14 protein-coding genes are annotated in these 19,422 nt (G+C 73.5%); 7 read left to right on the top strand and 7 right to left on the bottom strand.

Features of this window, described 5'->3' with window-relative positions; translation table 11 throughout:
• Nucleotides 1-2: 2 nt before the first annotated feature.
• Both OG617_RS03465 and OG617_RS03460 read left to right on the top strand, forming a co-directional pair.
• Nucleotides 3-959, top strand: a complete 957-nt coding sequence (locus OG617_RS03465) for a carbohydrate ABC transporter permease (RefSeq protein ID WP_405098586.1) — start codon at nucleotides 3-5, stop codon at nucleotides 957-959.
• Nucleotides 960-1,222: 263 nt separating this feature from the next.
• The gene (locus OG617_RS03460) at nucleotides 1,223-2,908 is read left to right on the top strand and encodes a bifunctional 3'-5' exonuclease/DNA polymerase (protein WP_405104092.1); all 1,686 of its coding nucleotides are present in this window, start codon (nucleotides 1,223-1,225) and stop codon (nucleotides 2,906-2,908) included.
• A gap of 165 nt (nucleotides 2,909-3,073) precedes the next feature.
• Here the strand turns inward: OG617_RS03460 and OG617_RS03455 are convergent, their stop codons facing one another.
• Complete coding sequence (locus OG617_RS03455) at nucleotides 3,074-3,694, bottom strand: TetR/AcrR family transcriptional regulator (protein WP_405098585.1); 621 nt, start codon at nucleotides 3,692-3,694, stop codon at nucleotides 3,074-3,076.
• Between the two features lie 93 nt (nucleotides 3,695-3,787).
• Here OG617_RS03455 and OG617_RS03450 point away from each other — a divergent pair, with 93 nt between their 5' ends.
• The 4 genes from OG617_RS03450 (at nucleotide 3,788) to OG617_RS03435 (ending at nucleotide 8,362) form a co-directional block, all read left to right on the top strand.
• On the top strand, nucleotides 3,788-4,798 hold the full coding sequence (locus tag OG617_RS03450) for a hypothetical protein (protein ID WP_405098583.1): 1,011 nt from the start codon (nucleotides 3,788-3,790) through the stop codon (nucleotides 4,796-4,798).
• 92 nt (nucleotides 4,799-4,890) lie between these two features.
• Complete coding sequence (locus tag OG617_RS03445; protein ID WP_396674556.1) at nucleotides 4,891-5,484, top strand: NTP transferase domain-containing protein; 594 nt, start codon at nucleotides 4,891-4,893, stop codon at nucleotides 5,482-5,484.
• Between the two features lie 204 nt (nucleotides 5,485-5,688).
• Nucleotides 5,689-6,717: a phosphotransferase gene (locus OG617_RS03440; protein ID WP_405098580.1), complete on the top strand. Its 1,029-nt coding sequence runs from the start codon at nucleotides 5,689-5,691 to the stop codon at nucleotides 6,715-6,717.
• A gap of 388 nt (nucleotides 6,718-7,105) precedes the next feature.
• Nucleotides 7,106-8,362 carry a glycosyltransferase gene (locus OG617_RS03435; protein ID WP_405098578.1) on the top strand — a complete coding sequence of 419 codons (1,257 nt, stop codon included), beginning with the start codon at nucleotides 7,106-7,108 and terminating at the stop codon, nucleotides 8,360-8,362.
• A gap of 122 nt (nucleotides 8,363-8,484) precedes the next feature.
• Here the strand turns inward: OG617_RS03435 and OG617_RS03430 are convergent, their stop codons facing one another.
• The 4 genes from OG617_RS03430 to OG617_RS03415 all read right to left on the bottom strand — a co-directional run bounded on the left by OG617_RS03430 (nucleotide 8,485) and on the right by OG617_RS03415 (nucleotide 14,652).
• Nucleotides 8,485-9,294: a metal-dependent hydrolase gene (locus tag OG617_RS03430; protein ID WP_405098576.1), complete on the bottom strand. Its 810-nt coding sequence runs from the start codon at nucleotides 9,292-9,294 to the stop codon at nucleotides 8,485-8,487.
• 143 nt (nucleotides 9,295-9,437) lie between these two features.
• On the bottom strand, nucleotides 9,438-11,156 hold the full coding sequence (locus OG617_RS03425) for a serine/threonine-protein kinase (RefSeq protein WP_405098574.1): 1,719 nt from the start codon (nucleotides 11,154-11,156) through the stop codon (nucleotides 9,438-9,440).
• 81 nt (nucleotides 11,157-11,237) lie between these two features.
• The gene (locus tag OG617_RS03420) at nucleotides 11,238-12,569 is read right to left on the bottom strand and encodes a glycosyltransferase family 4 protein (RefSeq protein WP_405098572.1); all 1,332 of its coding nucleotides are present in this window, start codon (nucleotides 12,567-12,569) and stop codon (nucleotides 11,238-11,240) included.
• A gap of 139 nt (nucleotides 12,570-12,708) precedes the next feature.
• A complete protein-coding gene (locus OG617_RS03415) occupies nucleotides 12,709-14,652 on the bottom strand; it encodes an amylo-alpha-1,6-glucosidase (RefSeq protein WP_405098570.1) in 1,944 nt (647 codons plus the stop codon).
• Nucleotides 14,653-14,694: 42 nt separating this feature from the next.
• Between OG617_RS03415 and OG617_RS03410 the strand changes: the two genes are divergently transcribed.
• On the top strand, nucleotides 14,695-17,481 hold the full coding sequence (locus OG617_RS03410; protein WP_405098568.1) for an MGH1-like glycoside hydrolase domain-containing protein: 2,787 nt from the start codon (nucleotides 14,695-14,697) through the stop codon (nucleotides 17,479-17,481).
• Between the two features lie 24 nt (nucleotides 17,482-17,505).
• On the opposite strand, the gene OG617_RS03405 is transcribed toward OG617_RS03410, so the two are convergent.
• Together OG617_RS03405 and OG617_RS03400 are read right to left on the bottom strand one after the other, a co-directional pair.
• Complete coding sequence (locus OG617_RS03405) at nucleotides 17,506-18,495, bottom strand: transporter (protein WP_405104135.1); 990 nt, start codon at nucleotides 18,493-18,495, stop codon at nucleotides 17,506-17,508.
• Entirely contained in the window at nucleotides 18,492-19,379 is an 888-nt protein-coding gene (locus OG617_RS03400) for an ABC transporter ATP-binding protein (RefSeq protein WP_405098566.1), read from the bottom strand. The genes OG617_RS03405 and OG617_RS03400 overlap by 4 nt, the downstream gene beginning before the upstream one ends.
• Nucleotides 19,380-19,422 lie beyond the last annotated feature (43 nt).

The raw sequence follows: 19,422 nt of genomic DNA, 5'->3' as shown, positions 1-19,422 counted from the left end.
CGATGAGCACGGTGATCCACCCGTCCGGTGACCGGACCCGCCCCGAGCGGCGCACCCCGCCCCCCGCGTCCGACGGACTCCTCGGCCGCAGCCGCGAGCTGGGCGGACGCTTCTTCAACGGCTTCTCGCACGTGTTCCTGGTGGTCTGGGCCGTCATGGTGATCTACCCGCTGCTGTGGGTGGTGATGTCGGCGCTCAAGGACGACTCCGAGGTCATCCGCAAGCCGCTGTCGCTGATCCCGGACAAGCTGCACTGGGACAACTTCACCCGGGCCTGGGGGGAGGGGCACCTCGGGGCGTTCTTCCTGAACACGCTGCTGGTGCTGGTCGGCAGCGTCTTCCTGACCATGCTGCTCGGCTCGATGGCCGCGTACGTGCTGTCGCGCTACGAGTTCCCCGGTAACCGGCTGATCTACTACATGTTCCTGTCGGGCCTGACGCTGCCGATCTACCTCGCCGCGGTGCCGCTGTTCAAGGGCGTCTACAACATGGGGCTCGCCTTCCCGCTGCTGGGCCCGAACAAGCACCTCATGCTGATCTTCGTGTACGTGGCCTGGTCGCTGTCGTTCACGGTCTTCTTCATGCACTCGTTCTTCCGGACGCTGCCGAACTCGATCGCCGAGGCGGCGATGGTGGACGGGGCCTCGCACAGCCGGCTGTTCTTCAGCGTCATGCTGCCGATGTCCAAGCCCGGCCTGATCAGCATCGGCATCTTCAACGTGCTGGGCCAGTGGAACCAGTGGTACCTGCCGACGCTGCTGATGCAGTCGGTGGCCGGAGAGCCGAAGAACCAGGTGATCTCCCAGGGTCTGATCGAGCTGTCGGTCAACCAGGGCTACAAGTCCGACTGGTCCGGCCTGTTCGCCGGGGTGACCATGGCGATGCTCCCCGTGCTCATCGTGTACATCGTGTTCCAACGTCAGGTGCAATCCGGCCTGACCGCCGGCGTCGGCAAATAACCCCCCACCCCCACCCCCACCCCCACCCCCACCCCCACCCCCACCCCCACCCCCACCCCGCACGCCACCCGCCCCACCTCGCTCTGCGCGCAAATTCACGGAAAGAGTGCCATTCGATACGGAATGGCCACTCTTTCCGTGAAAGCGGGGGCCAGCCGGCGGCGTGGGCGGCGGCTGGCCCGGCCCGGCCCGGCGGGCGGGTGGGTGGGTGGGTGGGGGTGGGGTGGGGTGGGGTGGGGGGAATGTCGTAGGGGCGAGGCAGAATCACGTCCGTGCTGGTGGCGGTGGTGTCGGACGACCGGGGCGGGGGAGTGTTGCAACCCCTCGACCCCATCGGTCGGCCCACCGCCCCGGCCGAGTCGGTGGCCGACCTCGCCGCCGCCGTGGCCGCCCGGGAGGCCGCGGAGCATCCGCGCTGGGTCTGGGCCAGCGGCGCGGCCGTCTATCCGGCGCTGCTGCGCGCCGGGGTCCGGCTCGACCGCTGCCACGACGTCGAGCTGACCGAGTCGCTGCTGCTCGGGCACGCGGGCCGCTGGGGTGAGCCTCGCTCGTTCGCCGCCGCCTGGGCCCGGCTGACCGGCGCTCCGGTGCCGCCGGACCCGCCGCCCCGGGCGGCCGAGCCGCCGGGCCACGGGCAGGGCGCGCTCTTCGACGCGCTGCTCGGCCCGCCGGGCCCGGGCGTCGAGGCCCTGACCCGGGTGTACGCCGACCAGCTCGCCCGGACCGCCGCCACCGAGCACCCCGGCCGGTTCCGCCTACTGGTGGCCGCCGAGTCGGCCGGCGCCCTGATCGCGGGCGAGATGGGCGCGACCGGGCTGCCCTGGCGTGCCGAGGTGCACGACGAGCTTCTCACCGAGCTGCTCGGCGAGCCGTCCCCGGTCGGCGGCCCGCCCCGTCGGCTGGCCGAGCTGGCCGCCGGGATCGCCGCGGCGTTCGGGCTGCGCCAAGTGCACGCCGACTCCCCGGCCGAGTTGCTCAAGGCGTTCGCCCGGGCCGGGGTGGAGCTGCCCAACACCCGGGCCTGGGTGCTGCGCGGGGTCGACCACCCCGCGGTGCCGTTGGTGCTGGAGCACAAGGAGCTCTACCGGATCTGGACGGCGCACGGCTGGGCCTGGCGGGACGCCTGGGTGCGTGGCGGCCGGTTCCATCCGGAGTACGTCCCCGGCGGGGTGGTCTCCGGCCGCTGGGCCACCCGGGGCGGCGGCGCGTTGCAGATCCCGAAGGTGATCCGGCGGGCGGTGGTGGCCGACCCGGGCTGGCGGCTCGTCGTCGCCGACGCCGGTCAGCTCGAGCCGAGGGTGCTCGCCGCGGTCTCCAGCGACGCCCGGCTCGCCGCCGCGGGCGGGGCCGGCGACCTCTACGCCGCCCTCGCCCGGGACTCCTTCGGCGGCGACCGCGCCCGGGCCAAGTTGGCCCTGCTCGGTGCGATGTACGGGCAGACCGGCGGGATGGCCGTCCCCGCCCTCGCGGTGCTGCGGCGCAACTACCCGACCGCCTTCGCGTACGTCGAGGCGGCGGCCCGCACCGGCGAGGCGGGCGGGCTGGTCCGGTCCTGGCTGGGCCGGACGTGTCCGCCCGGCACGGCCGGCTTCGCCGACGGCGACGACGCCGGGGTCGACCCGGACGCGGCGGCCGATCCGCAGGGCCCCCGGGCCCGGGCGGCCCGCTCCCGGGGCCGGTTCACCCGCAACTTCGTCATCCAGGCCACCGCCGCCGAGTGGGCCTCCACCCTGCTGGCCACCCTGCGGACGGCGCTTGCCGGCACCGACGCCGAGCTGGTCTTCTTCCAGCACGACGAGGTGATCGTGCACTGCCCGGCGGCGCAGGCCGACGCGGTGGCCGAGGCGGTGCGCGCCAGCGGCGAGCGGGCGGCTGCGCTGCTGTTCGGCGACACCCCGGTCCGCTTCCCGCTGGACCTGTCCGTCGTCGACTGCTACGCCGACGCCTGACCGCCACCGTCCCAGGGCCGCTCGCCCCGGTCAGCAGGCTTGCGTCGGGCCGCTGTTGCGTCGGGCCGCTGTTGCGTCGGGCCGCCGTTGCGTCGGGCCGCCCGTTTCCCAGGGGTCGTCGGCGCAGCATGGGTGGGATCAGGGCCGGTCGGGTCCGCGCGTCGGTCAGCCGGCGTCCGTGCGGGTACGCCCATGCAGCAGCGGCAGGTACACCTCGTCGACGATCTCGACGAGCACGTCGTCCGGCGCGCTGGCGACCCCGCGGGTGACGATCTCGTTGCGCAGCAGCGCGAGGGCCACCGTGGCGACCCGGGGGTGTCGGGCCTCGGGTGGCGCCTGCCCCCGGGCGACGGCGCGGTCGAGGACCGCCAGCCAGCCGGCCGTCCCGGCTGCGCCGGCCTGCTCCTGCAACTGGGCCAGCAGCTCCGGCTCCTCGCCGACAGCGGACAGCAGGCCGCGCAGCACCTCGCCCAACGGGGAGGTCCAGTGGCAGTTGGCCCGGCGCAGCAGCTCCAGCGCGTCGCCGCGCAGCTCGCCGGTGTCCGGCGGATCCAGGTTGGCCACGGCGAGCTGCCGGTACGCGGCGACGCCGAGCGCGGCCCGGTTCGGCCAGCGCCGGTAGATCGCGTTCTTGTTGGTGCCGGCCCGCCGGGCGACCCGGTCCATGGTGAGGCCGGTGTAGCCGGACTCCAGCAGCTCGTCGGCGGCGGCGCGCAGGATCGCCTGTTCCAGGGCTGCCCCGCGCCGCCGCGTCGCCCCGGTCCGTTCCGCCCCGTCGCCTGCCATGACGGGTACGGATCGTACCCCAGCTCCCGGCTTGCATCGCTCGCCCCCGGGACTTTAAGGTACGCTGCGTACCCTAAATGAAGGAGGTCGACCATGCGCGGCAGGGGCATCACGTACGACACCGGCTTCGTCGACGCCGGCGAGAGCACCCGCGAGCCGTTCGACCCGGACGTCGTGCGGCGCGAGATGCGCGTCATCCGGGAGGACCTGCACTGCACGGCGGTCCGGGTCACCGGCGGCATCCCCGAGCGGCTGGAGATCGCCGCCCGGCACGCCGCCGACGTCGGGCTGGAGGTGTGGTTCTCCCCGTTCACCTGCGACCTGACCACCGGCGAACTGCTCGACGTCCTGGCCGACTGCGCCGAGCGGGCCGAGCGGCTGCGGCGGCGGGGCGCGGAGGTCGTCCTCGTCACCGGGGCCGAGCTGATGCTGTTCACGAAGGGGTTCCTGCCCGGCGACACGCTCGCCGAGCGGCTGGACGTGCTGACCCGGCCGGACATCCTCCGCGAGGTGCTGCCCGAGGTGCCCGCCCGGCTGAACGCCTTCCTCGGCGAGGCCGTCGGGGTCGTCCGCGCGCGGTTCGGCGGGAAGATCACCTACGCCTCGCTGCCGAGCGAGCGCGTCGACTGGGCGCCCTTCGACTACGTCTCGGCCGACGCGTACCGCTCGGCCGAGGTGGCCGACCGGTACGTCGACGGCATCCGCGCCCTCGTCGCCCAGGGCAAGCCGGTCGCGATCACCGAGTTCGGGTGCACGACCCACCGCGGGGCCGCCGACCTCGGAGCACGCGGCATGTTCATCGTCGAGTGGGACGGCGCCAACGGCGCCCGGCTGACCGGTGAGTATGCCCGCGACGAGAACGAGCAGGCCGATTACCTGCGGGAGTTGCTCGACGTCTTCGCCGCCGAGGGGGTGGACACCGCGTTCTGGTGCACCTTCGCGACGTACAACCTGCCGTACCGCGAGGACCCGCTGCGCGACGTGGACCGGGCCTCGTACGGCCTGGTGAAGGTGTTCGAGGACCGGCTCGGTGACACGTATCCCGACCTGCCGTGGGAGCCCAAGGCGGCCTTCGCGGCGCTGGCCGACGCGTACCATCGCTGAGCCGACCACCGGGGCGATGTGCGGCAAATACCCGTTTCGCCCCGACACTGATCTGTCGGGCGCTCGTTGCACCCGGTGTGCGAATCGCAGGAATGATCATCGCGGCGGGCGGGGGACGCCGCCTCGGCGGCCCGGAGGCATTGCTCCACCAGGGCGGGCAACCCCTGGTGGATCGGATGATCGAGACGATGACCGAGGCGGGCTGCGAGCAGCTCGTGGTGGTGCTGGGCGCGGCGGCGGACCAGGTCCGGCAGACCGCCGACCTGACCCGGGCCACGGTGGTGGTCAACCGCGCGTGGGGGACCGGGGTCGGCTCGTCGATCCGGGCGGGCCTGGCCGCGCTGACCGACGAGACGGTCGAGGCGGTGGTGGTCGTGCCGGTCGACATGCCGGGGCTCACCCCGGCGGCGGTGCGGCGGGTGGCCGCGCTGCCGTACCCCGACGTGCTGGCCTGCGCCACCTACAGCGGGCTGCGCGGGTACCCGATGCTCTTCGGCCGCCGGCACTGGGCCGGCATCGCCACCCTGGCCAGCGCTGACGTCGGCGCCCGGCCCTACCTGCTGGCGCACAAGGACCAGATCGTGGACATCGCCTGCGACTCGGTGGCCGACGGCAGCCGCGTCGACACCCCCGAACTGATGGCCCTGTACGGCCTAACCGTCCCACCCCAACGCGTAGGCGCCTAACCCCACCCCACCCCAGGTCCCCACCCCCAGGCCCTCACGCCGGTGATCAAGAGGTTTGCGTCAGGATTCGGGCCACCGGACGACGCAAACCTCTTGATCACCGGGCTGGGGGGTGGAGGGGGCGGGGAGGGGGCGGGAGGGGAGGGGGCGGGGTGACGATAGGTGTCGTGCGGTGGGTAGGGCTGTTGGACGTAGGGTCGGGCGGTGTCGCGTCCCCCCGTCGACCTCGTGCCCGCCGACGGGCCGGCCGAGGAACTGACCCACAACCCGTTCAACGCGGTGACCGGCGGCATCTGGCGGACCCGCCGCCACGGTCGCCCGGCCGTGCTGAAGCTGATCACCCCGCCGGGCCGTGAGGGTCCGGCGCACTGGGCCGGCAGCGCCGACCCCGGGCACTGGAACTACTGGCGGCGCGAGGTCGAGGCGTACCGCGGCGGCCTGGCCGCCCAGGCGTACGCCGACGCCGGGCTGGCCGCGCCCGAGACGCTGGCGGTCGACGAGCGCCCGGACGGCGGCGTGGCGCTCTGGCTGGCCGATGTCGCCGGGCGGCCCGGCACCGCCGGCACGGTCGCCGACCTCGGCGACGTCGCAGCCCGCCTCGGCGCCGGGCAGGCCGCCTGGCTCGGCCGGGCTCCCGATTACGACTGGCTGGCCCGGGACTGGCTGCACGACTACACCCTGACCCGGCCGGTCGTCGAGCCGGTGCCGTGGGATCACCCGGTCGCCGTGGCCGCGTGGCCCGCGCCGCTGCGCGCCGCCCTGCGCCGGCTCTGGGAACACCGGCACGCGCTGCTGGCCGCCGCCGACAGGCTGCCGCGTACCCTGTGCCACCACGACTGCTGGCCGATGAACCTGGTGTTCGGCGACGCCGGCCCGGTGCTGCTGGACTGGTCGTTCGTCGGCCCCGGGCCGGTCGGCGAGGACGCCGCCAACCTGCTGCTGGACACCTTCCTCGACGGGCTGGTCGACGTCGCCCTGCTCGACGAGGTGGCGGCCACGGTCGTCGACCGGTACGCCGACGGCCTGCGCGGCGCCCTCGACCGGGCCGAGGTCGCCCGCGCGGTGCGGCTCACCGGGGCGGCGAAGTACTTCTGGCTGGCCCCGCTGATGCTCGGCCGGGCTGGCGGCGGCACCGCCCAGAGCTACGACCTGCGCGGCGAGGCCGAGATGTTCGCCGGCCGCCGGCCGCTGCTGGAGCTGCTCGCCCGCTGGGCGGACGAGCAACTCCGCTGAGCGCCCCGGCCGCCGCGCCGGCCGGCCGGTTCCGGCGCGGGGACGGATCAGGAGCCGGCCGGCGGTTCCGGCGCGGGGGAGGGTCAGGAGCCGGTACCAGTGGGCGCTGTCCTTCCAGGACCGGGCCGGGGCGTCGTAGTCGACCCGGTCGGCGGTGGCCGCCCTCGTTGGCGTACCGGAATGGTCGATGACGAAGTGGGTCGCCAAAGGGCGGTCCGCGCGGATCGCGTCCGGCGATGCATGGATGCCCGCTCGGCGGAATCCCTTCGGATCGAATCGTGAGGCGGAAATGAATAACCCTCACGGATGATGGCCCCCGTCGCCCGGCGACGGCTACGTTGTTACGCCCCGACCACACGGAGCCGCCACAATGCCCTCTGGCGCCACAGTGCCAAAAATCTCCGTCATCATCCCCACCTACAACCGCTCCCGTCTGTTGCGCGGCACGCTGACGGCATTGGCCGACCAACGGACATCGGCGGACGTCTTCGAGGTCATCGTCGCCGACGACGGGTCGACCGACGACACCCGCCAGACGGTGGAGGACTTCACCGACCGGCTCCGCCTGCGGTACCACTTCCAGGAGGACCTGGGCTTCCGGGCCGCCGCCGCCCGCAACGCCGGCGCCCGCCTCGCCCGTGGCGAGATCCTGGCCTTCGTGGACAGCGGCATCCTGCCCGGTCCGGACTTCGTCGCCGGGCACCTGGCCGCGCACCGGGAGCCCGGTCCGCCCCGGGCGGTGATCGGCTACACCTACGGCTTCCGTCCCGACCACCCGACCCCCGGTCTGGAGGGGATCCTCCAGACACACACCCCCGAGGAGGTCGTACGCGACTACGGCGCCGACCCGGAATTCCAGGACTCCCGGCACTCCCTCTTCGCGACCGCCCGCTTCTACCTCGCCCGCACGGCGCTGCCCTGGCAACTGTTCTGGACGTGCAACTGTTCCGTCCCGGCCGAGGAGTTCTGGGCCGTGGGCGGCTTCGACGAGGACTTCCGTTCCTGGGGCGCCGAGGACACGGAGCTGGGCTTCCGCCTGTACCGGCACGGCCTGTCGTTCGAGGTCAGCCGCGAGGGCTGGGCGGTGGACACCCCGCACCCGCGCCGGTCGGATCCGGACCTCAGCGACAACCGCAGCAACATGCTCACGTTCCTGCACAAGCATCCCGAGCCGTTGTCGGAGTTGCTGTGGGCCTGGTACTCTAAGCACCTGCCCCAGCTCGAAGACACCCGCGACTGGCACGTCAGGCTGGAACTGCCCACCATCCGCCGGGGGGCCAACCGGGTCCGCGGCCTGGACGTGACGGCGGAACTGGCCCACCTGCGCGACACCCTGCCGCCGGGCACCCGGGTCGCTGTGTTCGGCTGCGGCGGCGTACTGCCGGCCGGGTTCCCGTCCGCCGAACTGTTCGACTACGACGAGACGCTGCTTCAACGGTTGCCCGCCGACCCGACCCACCACGCCATCGGCATCCGCACCGTCCTGCCCGACGACGCCGTCGACGTCGTCCTGGTCACCTCCCGGCTCACCCCGCTGTGGCGACGCTGGCGCACCCACATCCTGGCTGAGGCCCACCGCATCGGCAGGTCCGTGCGCGGGCCGCTGCTGGAGGCCGCCGAGCCCGCGTTGGGCGTCGGAGGCTGACGCCCTTCGACCGAGGACGGCGCCGGCGGGAAGCGGCCGGCGGCGCCGTCCTCGGCCGACCCGCCGGCCAGGTGGGGCGGGTCGGTCCGGTGGCGTCACTCGGGTGGCTGACCGGGGTGCGGTCAGATCTCGATGTTGAACTTCCGCAGCACGGAGGGGGCGACCAGGCCCACGGTGGCCAGCACGGCGACCGCGGTCAGCACGCCGCGCAGCACGATGACCTCGGCCTTGCTGCCGGTGCGCAGGGCGATGCTGTTCGGCAGGCCGACCATCGTCCACATCCGGCGCTTGATCGGGATCGGCCAGAGGATCGGCACCCCGGCACGGGTGATCATGTCGCCGAGGATGTGCACGAAGCAGCCCACCCCGACGGCCAGCCCGATCAGCGGGTACCCCCGGTCGCCGGGCAGGTTGACGAAGGTGAACCAGGCGGCGGCGGCCGAGGTCAGGGTCACGATGACCCAGCCCGCGCGCTCCGCCCACCGGTCGAACAGCCCGCGCAGGGCCAGCCCGAACATGAAGAACAGGATGCCGACCACGGCCCACTTGCCGTACGCGGCGCACAGCGCGGTGGTGCCCCAGCCGATCAGCACGGTGAACGGGATGGTGTGGGTCAGCGTGCGGTGGCCGTTGTTGCGGCGCGGGTCCTTGCTCAGCTTGGTGGCGTAGTAGACACCGAGCGAGATCTTCTCCATCACCTCGGCGGCGAAGAGGCTGACCACCCCGAAGGTGCGGGCCACCGTGGCGCCGCCCTGGTTGCGGGTCACCTTGCCGGACATGTCGAGGTCGGGGAAGAGCGCCCCGCCGGCGCAGACCGCGGTGCCGACCGCCAGCGCCAGCGGCGACTGGTGGTAGTCGGCGAACTGATCGAGCGCCCAGGAGCCGGCCAGCCACACCGCCGCGCCCGACAGCGCGTGGGACGGTCCCATCATGACGCCTCGCCCTCCCCAGGGATCTTGATCCACAAACTACGCCACTCTGGCAGAGCCGCCGCCCGGGGGCAATAACCCGGATGGTCCACAGGGGACATTGTCGGGTGACGGTCAGCGCGTGCCATGTCGTTGGGCACCGTATCTCAGCCCGGGTCGCCGGGCCGGAAGCTGACCCGCACCGTGTCCCGCTCGGTCGCGCCGGTCGGCCAGTCCGAGTCGGGGGCGCTCCAGGCGAGCGACCACGCCCGGGCGTCCTGCGGGATCAGCTGCACCGCGTGCAGCCGGCCCCCGTACGGGGCGTTCCAGGCGGCCTCCCACTCCGACCCCCGGCCGGCCACCGTCTCCAGCCGGATCCTCGCGTACCCGTGCAGGGCGTCCGCGTCCAGCGCGCGGCGTTCGTTCACCCGTAGCTGGGCCAGCGGGGCGGCGTCGGGATCGCTGGTCGGGGCGACGGTCAGCACCCGCCGGGCCGTCGGGTCCTGGAAGCAGACCGCGCCTCCCACCCGGTAGTGCCGCCAGCCCGGCGGCACGGCGAGCCGGAACCCGGCCGGGTCGGCGTACCAGCGCCAGCCGGCCGGCAGCCGGAGCCGCTCGCCCCGGGCGGGGGAGACGGTGGGGGCGGGTTCGCCTGCGGGGTAGGGCCGCAGGCAGGGGAAGGGCGGAGGCGGCACGCGCCCGCCGGGCGACCCTGCTCCGGGCAGCCCAGCTCCGGGTAGCCCTGCTCCGGGTAGCCCCGCTCCGGGCTCGGCTCCGGTCCGGTCCGATTCGGCTTCCGTCCGCCCGGCCTCGGTCCCCGGTGGGGCGCCCCGGTCGTGCTCGCGTTGACCGAGCGCGATCGCGGTGGATATCGCGGCGAGCGCGGCGAACGCCCCGGCCGCCACGGCCAGCGGCCAGCGCCGTCCACCCGTGCTGGATCCACCCGCGCCGGATCCGGCTGGGCGGCCGTGGCCGGCCGGGCTGGACGGCCGTGGGGCGGCACCCGGGTCGAGGACGTCCGGCGGCATCGCCGTGGCCGGCGCGGCGAGGGCCAGGGGGCACGGCTCCCCGTCCCCGGTGCTGGCCGAGGCCAGCCGACGCTGCGTCTCGTCGTGGTCGGTGCGGTCGCGCGGGTCGCGGCGCAGCAGTCCGGCCAGGACCGGGCGCAGCGGGCCGGCGTGCGGCGCCGGGTCGGGCGGCCGGGTGGCCAGGGCGCTCAGCGTCGCCATCGCGGTGCTGCGGGCGTACGGGGACCGGCCCTCGACGGACGCGTGCAGGGTCGCCCCGAGCGACCACAGGTCCGCCTCCACGCTGGAACGCCCCTCGGCGGCCCGCTCCGGGGCGACGAACTGGGGCGAGCCGAGCACCAGCCCCGGCCGGGTCATCACCCCGTCCCCGCCGTCGAACACGGCCAGCCCGAAGTCGGTGAGCATCACCCGCCCGTCGTAGGCGATCAGCACGTTGGCCGGCTTCACGTCGCGGTGCAGCACCCCGGCGCGGTGCGCGGCGCGCAGCGCGGCCAGCAGCGCCAGCCCGATCGCCGCGGCCTGCCTGGGCGACACCGGCCCGGACGTGTCCAGCACGTTCTGCAACGACCGGGACGGGACGTACTCCATGATCAACCAGGGGTCGTCGCCCACCGGCACCACGTCGTACACCCGGACCACGTTGGGATGGTTGAGCCGGGCCGCCGTCCGGCCCTCCCGCAGGGTGCGCAGGCGCAGCTCGTCGCGCTCGTCGTCGGACAACCAGGCCGGCGGGACGACCTGCTTGACCGCGACGTCGCGGTGCAGCACGTCGTCCCTCGCCCGCCACACCCGGCCCATTCCGCCGCGACCCACGATGTCGAGCAGGCGGTATCGGCCGGCGATCACTACCTGCTGCACCGTTCTCCTCACCGCTGGTGGACGTACACCATAGCCAGCGGATCGGCGTGGACCTATCGGACGACAGGTCGGGGAAAGCTGTCAGCGGGCCGGGTGGCCGGCCGTGAGCAGGTTCCCCTCCGGGATGGCGATCCGGGTGCGCCCGGCGGCCAGCCGGCTCGCCGCCCGCCAGGCCTGGAACGTGCCGTGCTCGCGGCGGGCCGCGCCGTAGGCGCTCGCGGTGTGCGCGGCGATGGTCGCCCAGCCGTACCGCTCGCTGACCATGGTGCGGGCCCGGCGGGCCACCCGTCGGGCGAAGACCTCGTCGCCGAGGAGCCGGTCGACCGCGCCGGCGAGCGCGTCCGGGTCGCTGTGCGGGAAGGTCACCCCGGTGACGCCGGGCTCAACGATCTCGGCGAGGCCGCCGGTCGCGGCGACCGCCAGCGGCGCGCCGGCCGCCGCGGCCTCCAGGGCGACCATGCCGAACGGCTCGTAGAGGCTCGGCACCACGGTGGCGTCGGTGGCGGCCAGCATGGCCGGGAGCTGGGTGGAGTTCATGAAACCGGCGAAGCGCACCGTGTCGCCGAGGCGCAACCGGTGCGCCTGGTCCACCAGCTCCTCCCGGTACGGGCCGTCGCCGGCGATCACCACCCGCAGCCCGGGGTGCCGCTCGCGCAGGTACGGCACCGCGTGCATCAGGTGCTGCACGCCCTTCTCGTAGACCAGCCGGCCGGCGTACCCGACCAGGGGGCCGTCCCCGGCGAACCGGGCCCGGGCCGAGGCCACCGCCCGGGGGCGGGCGCGCCAGGCCCGGTCGTCCACCCCGTTGGGGACCACGTCGATCCGGCCCGCCGGTACGTCGAACAGCCGGGTCACCTGTTCGCGCATGTATCCGGAGCAGGTGATCACCCGGTTGGATTCGCCGCTGATCCAGTGTTCGACGCCGTGGATGGTGCGGTTCATCTCTTCGGGGAGCCAGCCTTGGTGTCGGCCTGCTTCGGTGGCGTGGATGGTGGTGACGAGTGGGATGTCGAGGTGGTCTCGGAGGGTGATGGCGGTGTGTGCGACGAGCCAGTCGTGGGCGTGGATGAGGTCGTAGGTGCCGGATTCGGTGGCGCGTAGGGCGGTGCGGGTGAGGGTGTGGTTGAAGGCCATGGTCCAGGCGAGGAGGCTGCCGGTGGTGAGGGGGAAGGTGACGGGGTCTTCGGTGGCGCGGAGGATGCGGACGCCGTCGGCGTATTCCTCGTGGGGTGCGCCGTGGGTGTGGCGGGTGATGACGGTGACTTCGTGGCCGGCGGTGGCGAGGGCGACGGATAGTGCGTGGACGTGGCGGCCGAGGCCGCCGACGAGCACCGGCGGGTACTCCCACGACAGCATCAGCACCCGCTGGCGCCGGGCGGGGTTGATGTCGATCACTTCGGCGTCAGGTGACATTCGGCCCCCTCGGAGTTGTCTCCGGCACGCGTCGGCCGCACCCGCAGACCGGATGCCGCCGACACGCCCTGGATCGGGGCCCATCCTGCCCCCGGCCGGATAACCGGCGGAGACGTCACCGTTGCCGGGATGTAAAGCGCTACCGGCGGACCCGCCGGGCGCGCAGCACCTCGGCCACCGACCACGCCTGGAACGGGCAGCCGGTCGCGCCGTGCGGGGCCGCCCCGTCGGCGGTCTCGCTGACCGAACCCAGCCCGTACTCGGTCAGGTGCGCGTCGACGCCGGTGAACAACCCGTCGACGTCCATCTTCGCCCGCCGGGCGGCGTCCACGTACGGCCCGAGCAGCCACGGCCACACCGTGCCCTGGTGGTAGCCGCCGTCCCGCTCGGCCGGGCCGCCCCGGTGCCGGCCGACGTAGCCGGGGCAGTCGGGGGAGAGGCTGCGCGGCCCGAGCGGGGTGAGCAGCCCGGCGGCCACCCGGCGCAGGGTCGGCTCGTCCGGCTCCAGCGGCGCGTACGGCAGCGACCAGGCCAGCAGCTGGTTCGGCCGCAGCAGGTCGTCGTCGTGGAACGGCGCCCCACCCAGCGGGTACGCGGGCGCGGGCGCGTCCACCACGTCGTGCAGCCAGCCGACCGGCGAGGGGAACCGGGCGGCGAACGACGCGGTGGCCCGGGCGTGCAGCCGCCACAGCTCGGCGGCGTCGGAGCCGGCCAGCTCGGTCAGCTCGGCCAGCCCCGCGAGGCCGTTGACCCACAGCGCGTTGACCTCCACCGGCTTGCCGGTGCGCGGGGTGACCGGCACCCCGTACACCCGGGCATCCATCCAGGTCAGCGCCGTGCCCGGGGCGCCGCCCTGGGTGATCAGCCCGTCGGCCGGGTCGACGGCGATGCCGTACCGGGTGCCGGCCAGGTGCGCGTCGACGATCCCGCGCAGCGCGGGCAGCAGCTCGTCGCCGAGGTCGGTGTCCCCGCTGACGGTGACGTGCCGGCTCACCGCGTGCAGGAACCACAGCGTCGCGTCGACCGTGTTGTACTCCACCCGCCCGGTGTCGGCGGTGTTGGCGAGCATCCCCTCCGACAGGGTCGCCGCGTACGCCCGCAGCAGCTCCCGCCCCTCGTCGGCCCGGTTGGTGCTCAGGAAGAGCCCCTCGTAGGAGGTCATCGTGTCTCGCGACCAGGCGCCGAACCACGGGTAGCCGGCGACCACGTCCGGGCCGGCGGCGGTGCGCACCACGAACGCGTCGGCGGCCAGCGCGAGGGTGGCCTCGACCGCGTCGGCCGGCGCGGCCTGCGCCACCACCCGCCGGTTGCGTCGCCGGGCCGCCGCGACGATCTCCTCCGCCGGGGGCGGCTCGGCGGCCAGGTCGCCGGCCCAGGCCAGCACCGACACCGTGTCGCCGGGGCGCTCCAGGGCGCCGGAGAACCGCCCGGCGTGCCACACGTCCTCGTCGGGGTGCAGGCCCCGCGCCTCCTCCTCGCGGTGGTGTACCCCGACCCACCACTGGCCCTCCGGGGCCCAGTCCGGCCCGGCGAGCCGGAACGCGCCCTCCACCACCGCGCCGCCGTCCACCGGCTCGACCCGGGGCACCGGGCCGTCCGCGCGCCGCTCGCCGTGCGCGTCCCGCCAGGTGCAGGCCGCCGACAGCTCCAGCCGGACCGGCCCGCCGGCGACCAGCCGATGCACCACGGCCACGCACGAGCGCCCGTACGCCATGGCCAGCTCGCGCTCGATCACCACGTCGCCGATGCGCCACCGCCAGCGCGGCAGGCCGTCGGTCAGGTCGAAGCGTTCCAGCAGCTCGAAGCCGCGCGGGTTGACGTCGCCGGAGGACCACTCGTGCGCGCCGAGGCGCAGCCGCGCCCCGGAGGGGAGGACGACCGCCGGGTCCAGGCTGACCAGTCCCAGCCGGCGGGATGCCGGTGTCCGGCCGGGGACCACCAGCAGCCCGTGGTAGCGGCGGGTGCGCAGCCCGCTCACAGTGCCCATCGCGTACCCGCCCAGGCCGTCCGGGACCAGCCACTCCCTGGTGGCCCCGCCGGCCAGATCCCCGCACACCTGGGGGCCGAAACGAATGTCGATCAACTTTCCTCCAGCGGCGGCGAGGTGTAACACGCCACGACGAGAATGGCCGCTGTGGTGAAGTACCCCGGCGGCGTCGAAGATAGGCATGTGATCATCGACCTGCCCCCTGGTCCCGCGTCCGCACCCGACGCCGAGCGGCTCCGGCTCGCCCAGGCCGACTCGGGGGAGCAGGACTGGCGCGCATGGGGGCCCTATCTGTCCGAGCGGGCGTGGGGGACGGTACGGGAGGACTACAGCGAGCATGGCACGGCGTGGGACTACTTTCCCCACGACCACGCGCGGTCCAGAGCCTACCGGTGGAACGAGGACGGCATGGCGGGCGTCTGCGACGACCGGCAGACGTTCTGCTTCGCCCTCGCCCTGTGGAACGGCCGGGACCCGATCCTCAAGGAACGGATGTTCGGCCTGGGCGGGGACGGCGGCAACCACGGCGAGGACGCCAAGGACTACTGGTGGTACCTGGACTCCACGCCAACCCACTCCTGGATGCGCTGGCGCTACCACTACCCCCAAACAGCCTTCCCGTACGACGAGCTGGTCGCTGTCAACGCCCTGCGCGGTCGCGACGACACCGAGTACGAGCTGGTCGACACCGGCGTCTTCGACGACGACCGGTACTGGGCGGTGACCGTCGACTACGCCAAGGCGTCCCCGAGCGACATGTGCGTCGTGGTGACCGTGGCCAACCGGGGGGACACCGACGAGCGGCTGCACGTGCTGCCGTCGCTGTGGTTCCGCAACACCTGGGCCTGGGGGCTGCCCGGCGGCGACCGGGTGCCCCGGATCGTCGGCTCGGGCTCCGGCTCCGGCTCCGGCTCCGGCTCCGGCACCGGCCACGGCTCGGGCTCGGGCCACGGCTCCGGCCCGGACGGCGGGGCCCGGTTGGTCGGCGAGCACTGGGTGCTCGGCCAGATCCTGCTGGAGGGCGACGGCGATCCCGTCCCGCTGCTGTGCGACAACGACACCAACGCCGAGCGGCTCTGGGGGCTGCCCGGCCGCTCGCCGTACCCGAAGGACGGGATCAACGACCACGTGGTCGACGGCGCGGCGACGGTCAACCCGGACCGGGTGGGGACCAAGGGGGCGCTGCACTACGTGCTCGACGTGCCCGCCGGCGGGCGCCGGCAGATCCGGCTGCGCCTGACCCGCACCGTCCCGCCGCCCGGCGGGACGCCGCCGCCCCGGGCCGACCTCGGCGACGGCTTCGACGCGGTGGTGTGGGCCCGGCGGGCCGAGGCGAACCGGTTCTTCGACAGCGTCGTCCCGGACGCCGCCACGGCCGACGAGGCGCTGGTCGCCCGGCAGGCCATCGCCGGGCTGATGTGGGGCAAGCAGTTCTACCACTTCGACGTCAAGCGGTGGCTGGCCGGCGACCCCGGCTCGGCGCCCCCGCCGGCCGGCCGCCGGCACGGGCGCAACAGCCACTGGTGGCACATGACCAGCTTCGACGTGATCTCCATGCCGGACCCCTGGGAGTACCCCTGGTACGCGGCCTGGGACCTGGCCTTCCACTGCGTGAGCATCGCCCGGGTCGACCCGGGCTTCGCCAAGTCGCAGCTCCTGCTCCTGCTGCGGGAGTGGTACCTGCACCCCAACGGGCAGATCCCCGCGTACGAGTGGGCGTTCGGCGACGTCAACCCGCCGGTGCACGCCTGGGCGGCGCTGAAGGTGTTCGAGATCGACGGCTCCCGCGACCACGAGTTCCTCGCCCGGGTGATGCACAAGCTGCTGCTCAACTTCACCTGGTGGGTCAACCGCAAGGACACCGGCGGCAACAACGTCTTCGAAGGCGGCTTCCTCGGGCTGGACAACGTCGGCCCGTTCGACCGTTCGGCGGCGCTGCCGGTGGCCGGGACGCTGGAGCAGTCCGACGGCACCGGCTGGATGGGCATGTACGCGCTCAACCTGCTCGACATCGCCATCGTCCTGACCGAACACGACCCCACCTGGGCCGACACCGCCACCAAGTTCTTCGAACACTTCGCCTACATCGCCGCCGCCGCGTACGAGCAGGGGCTGTGGGACGACGAGGACGCGTTCTTCTACGACGTGCTGCGGCTGGCCGACGGCAGCCAGGTGCCGCTGAAGGTCCGCTCGGTGGTCGGGCTGCTGCCGCTGGCGGCGACCACCCGGCTCACCGCGCGGACCCTGCGCCGGCTGCCCGAGCTGGGCGCCCGGCTGCGCTGGTTCCTCACCAACCGCCCCGAGTACGCCGACGTGATCGGCGCCCGCCGGATCGGCCCGGACGGCAGCCAACAGCGGCTGCTGTCCATGGTCGGCCCGGAGCAGGTGGTCCGGCTGTTGGCCCGGATGCTGGACACCGACGAGTTCCTCTCCGAGTACGGCCTGCGCACGCTCAGCCGCGCGCACCTGGACAAGCCGTTCACCGTCACCCTCGGCGGGCAGGAGTTCAGCGTCGGCTACGAGCCGGCCGAGTCGACCAGCGGCCTGTTCGGCGGCAACTCCAACTGGCGCGGGCCGATCTGGATGCCGACCAACTTCCTGCTGATCAGCGCGCTGCGCGACTACGCCGCGTTCTTCGGCGACGACCTTCAGGTGGAGTACCCGACCAGGTCGGGGGTGAAGCACACCCTCGACGAGATCGCCGACGACCTCTCCGCCCGGCTGATCTCGCTGTTCACCCGGGACGACTGGGGCCGTCGGCCGATCTACGGGGCCGCGCAGCTCTTCCAGACCCACCCGGACTGGCGGGACCTCATCTGCTTCCCCGAGTACTTCCACGGCGACAACGGCGCGGGCCTGGGCGCGTGGCACCAGACCGGCTGGACGGCCCTGGTCGCCGACCTGATCCTCACCCGGCGCCGCTGACCCGGCCCATGGACGGCGTCGCGGTCACGCGACGCGGCGGATGCGGCGGACGGCGAGGAGGAGCAGCAGGGCGGCGACGGCGACGAAGATGCCGGTCTCGATGGCCTGGAACAGCCAGAACCGGGTTCCGGGCTGGTAGAGCTGCCAGTTGTAGGCGCCCGAGGTGATGCCGAGATCGGCGCCGCACGCGGCTCCCGGTCCGGTGGCGTCGGGCGCGCAGGCAATCTGCGCGTTGGCCGTGACCATCTTGCCGGAGGCGTCGCGGATGCCGTAGGACAGGATCCAGTCGCCGGCGGCCGGGTTGGTCTGCTCGGTGGCGTCCTTGATCGGGAAGGTCAGGACGCGGGCGGGCAGGTAGTGCGGCCGGGCGAGCGTCGTCAGGGCGATGCGTAGCCCGAGGAACCCGACGAGCGTGGCGGACATCGCCGGCAGCATCTTGGGCCAGATGGTGCCGGCGAAGATGCCGAGCGTGACTGCGAAGATCGTGTAGCCGATCGGGGCCGTGCCCTGCATGTCGAAGAAGAAAATGTTGAAGCGGCCGTGCTGCCCGGCCTGGCTCATCGGGGTCAGCCACCACGAGACGCCCAGTCCGTAGACCACCGAGGCGACGAGCGCGACGGCGCCGGCGACCCCGAACTTGACCAGTGCCCAGCGTCCCCGGCTGACGCCCTGGGTCCAGACCATACGGTGGGTGCCCTGCTCGATCTCGCGGGCGACCAGCGGCGCACCCCAGAACAGCCCGACCAGCAGCGGCAGGACGAGGAAGAGCACACCGATCATGGTCAGCACGCCGTACTGACCGTTGAACTGGATGGACGCCCTGCCGCAGGTGTCGGCGTCAGCCGGGATCACCGAGGCGGTACCCAGCGCTCGGACACAGTCGTCCAGGCCCAGGTCGGCGAAGGTGTGCCGCATGGCCAGACCGGTGGGGACCATCAACACGGCGAGGAGCGCGAGGCCGATCGCGGTGAACAGTGCTTGCTTGCGGTGCTGCCGCCAGGCGAGCCAGGTCATGCCGGCACCTCCCACGCGGCGTGCGGCCGGGAGTCGCCGTCGCCGAGGTAGGCGAGGATGAGGTCTTCCAGAGTCACGTCGTACGCCTTCCATGCCGGATCTCGCAGCGGAGCGTTCGTGCGGACCAGCAGCGTGGACTGCCGATCGGTGTGCTCGGCCCGCACGACCTGCGCGACCCCGGCGGGCGGCGAACCGCCGTCCCGGGGGCCGACCAGCCGCCGGTGCTCGGTGAGCAGGGCGCTGACGTCGCCGACGAGCCTCACCTGCGAGGCGTGCAGCACGATGAGGTGGTCGCAGGTGCGTTCGAGGTCCGCCAGGATGTGCGAGGACAGCAGCACCGTGGTGCCCGTCTCGGCGACGACGCCCATCAGCGCTTGGAGGAACTCGCGCCGGGCCAGCGGGTCGATGCTGGCGACCGGCTCGTCGAGCAGCAGCAGCCGTGGGCGCTTGGCCATCGCCAGGGCGAGGGCGACCTGGGCCCGCTGACCGCCGGACAGCTTGCCGACCGGCTTGTCGCGCGGGATGCCGATCTGCGCCAGCCGGCAGTGCGCCAGCGCCGTGTCGAAGCGCCGGTTCAGCTTGGCACCCATGGTGAACAGCTCGTCCGCCGTGAAGTCCCGGTACAGCGGCGTGTCCTGGGCCACGAAGCCGACCTCGGATAGGACGGCGATGTCGTCGTACGGCGTCCGGCCGAAGACCCGCACGGCGCCGGCGTCCGGCCGCAGCAGACCGACCGCCAGGTGCAACAGGGTGCTCTTGCCCGCTCCGTTGGGGCCGACCAGCGCGGCCACCCTCCCGGCCGGAAGGCGCAGCGAGCAGTCCCGCAGCGCCCAGGCTCTGCCGTACCTCTTGCCGAGCTGGTCGGTTTCGAGAACGATTTCCATCCGTGACCCTTCCGTCCTGCTGACGCGGTTTGCAGGTTTCGGT

Source organism: Micromonospora sp. NBC_01412, assembly GCF_045040215.1.
Classification (GTDB): domain Bacteria; phylum Actinomycetota; class Actinomycetes; order Mycobacteriales; family Micromonosporaceae; genus Micromonospora; species Micromonospora rubida.
The sequence above is the reverse complement of the archived record's forward strand: the minus strand, read 5'-3'. Positions and strand labels throughout refer to the sequence as shown.

Excerpts from the sequence above, each read along its gene's own strand:
- OG617_RS03465 (WP_405098586.1), top strand. The coding sequence starts at position 3 with ATGAGCACGGTGATCCACCCGTCCGGTGACCGGACCCGCCCCGAGCGG.
- OG617_RS03455 (WP_405098585.1), bottom strand. The coding sequence starts at position 3,694 with ATGGCAGGCGACGGGGCGGAACGGACCGGGGCGACGCGGCGGCGCGGG.
- OG617_RS03450 (WP_405098583.1), top strand. The coding sequence starts at position 3,788 with ATGCGCGGCAGGGGCATCACGTACGACACCGGCTTCGTCGACGCCGGC.
- OG617_RS03445 (WP_396674556.1), top strand. The coding sequence starts at position 4,891 with ATGATCATCGCGGCGGGCGGGGGACGCCGCCTCGGCGGCCCGGAGGCA.
- OG617_RS03430 (WP_405098576.1), bottom strand. The coding sequence starts at position 9,294 with ATGATGGGACCGTCCCACGCGCTGTCGGGCGCGGCGGTGTGGCTGGCC.
- OG617_RS03420 (WP_405098572.1), bottom strand. The coding sequence starts at position 12,569 with ATGTCACCTGACGCCGAAGTGATCGACATCAACCCCGCCCGGCGCCAG.
- OG617_RS03410 (WP_405098568.1), top strand. The coding sequence starts at position 14,695 with ATGGCCGCTGTGGTGAAGTACCCCGGCGGCGTCGAAGATAGGCATGTG.
- OG617_RS03405 (WP_405104135.1), bottom strand. The coding sequence starts at position 18,495 with ATGACCTGGCTCGCCTGGCGGCAGCACCGCAAGCAAGCACTGTTCACC.
- OG617_RS03400 (WP_405098566.1), bottom strand. The coding sequence starts at position 19,379 with ATGGAAATCGTTCTCGAAACCGACCAGCTCGGCAAGAGGTACGGCAGA.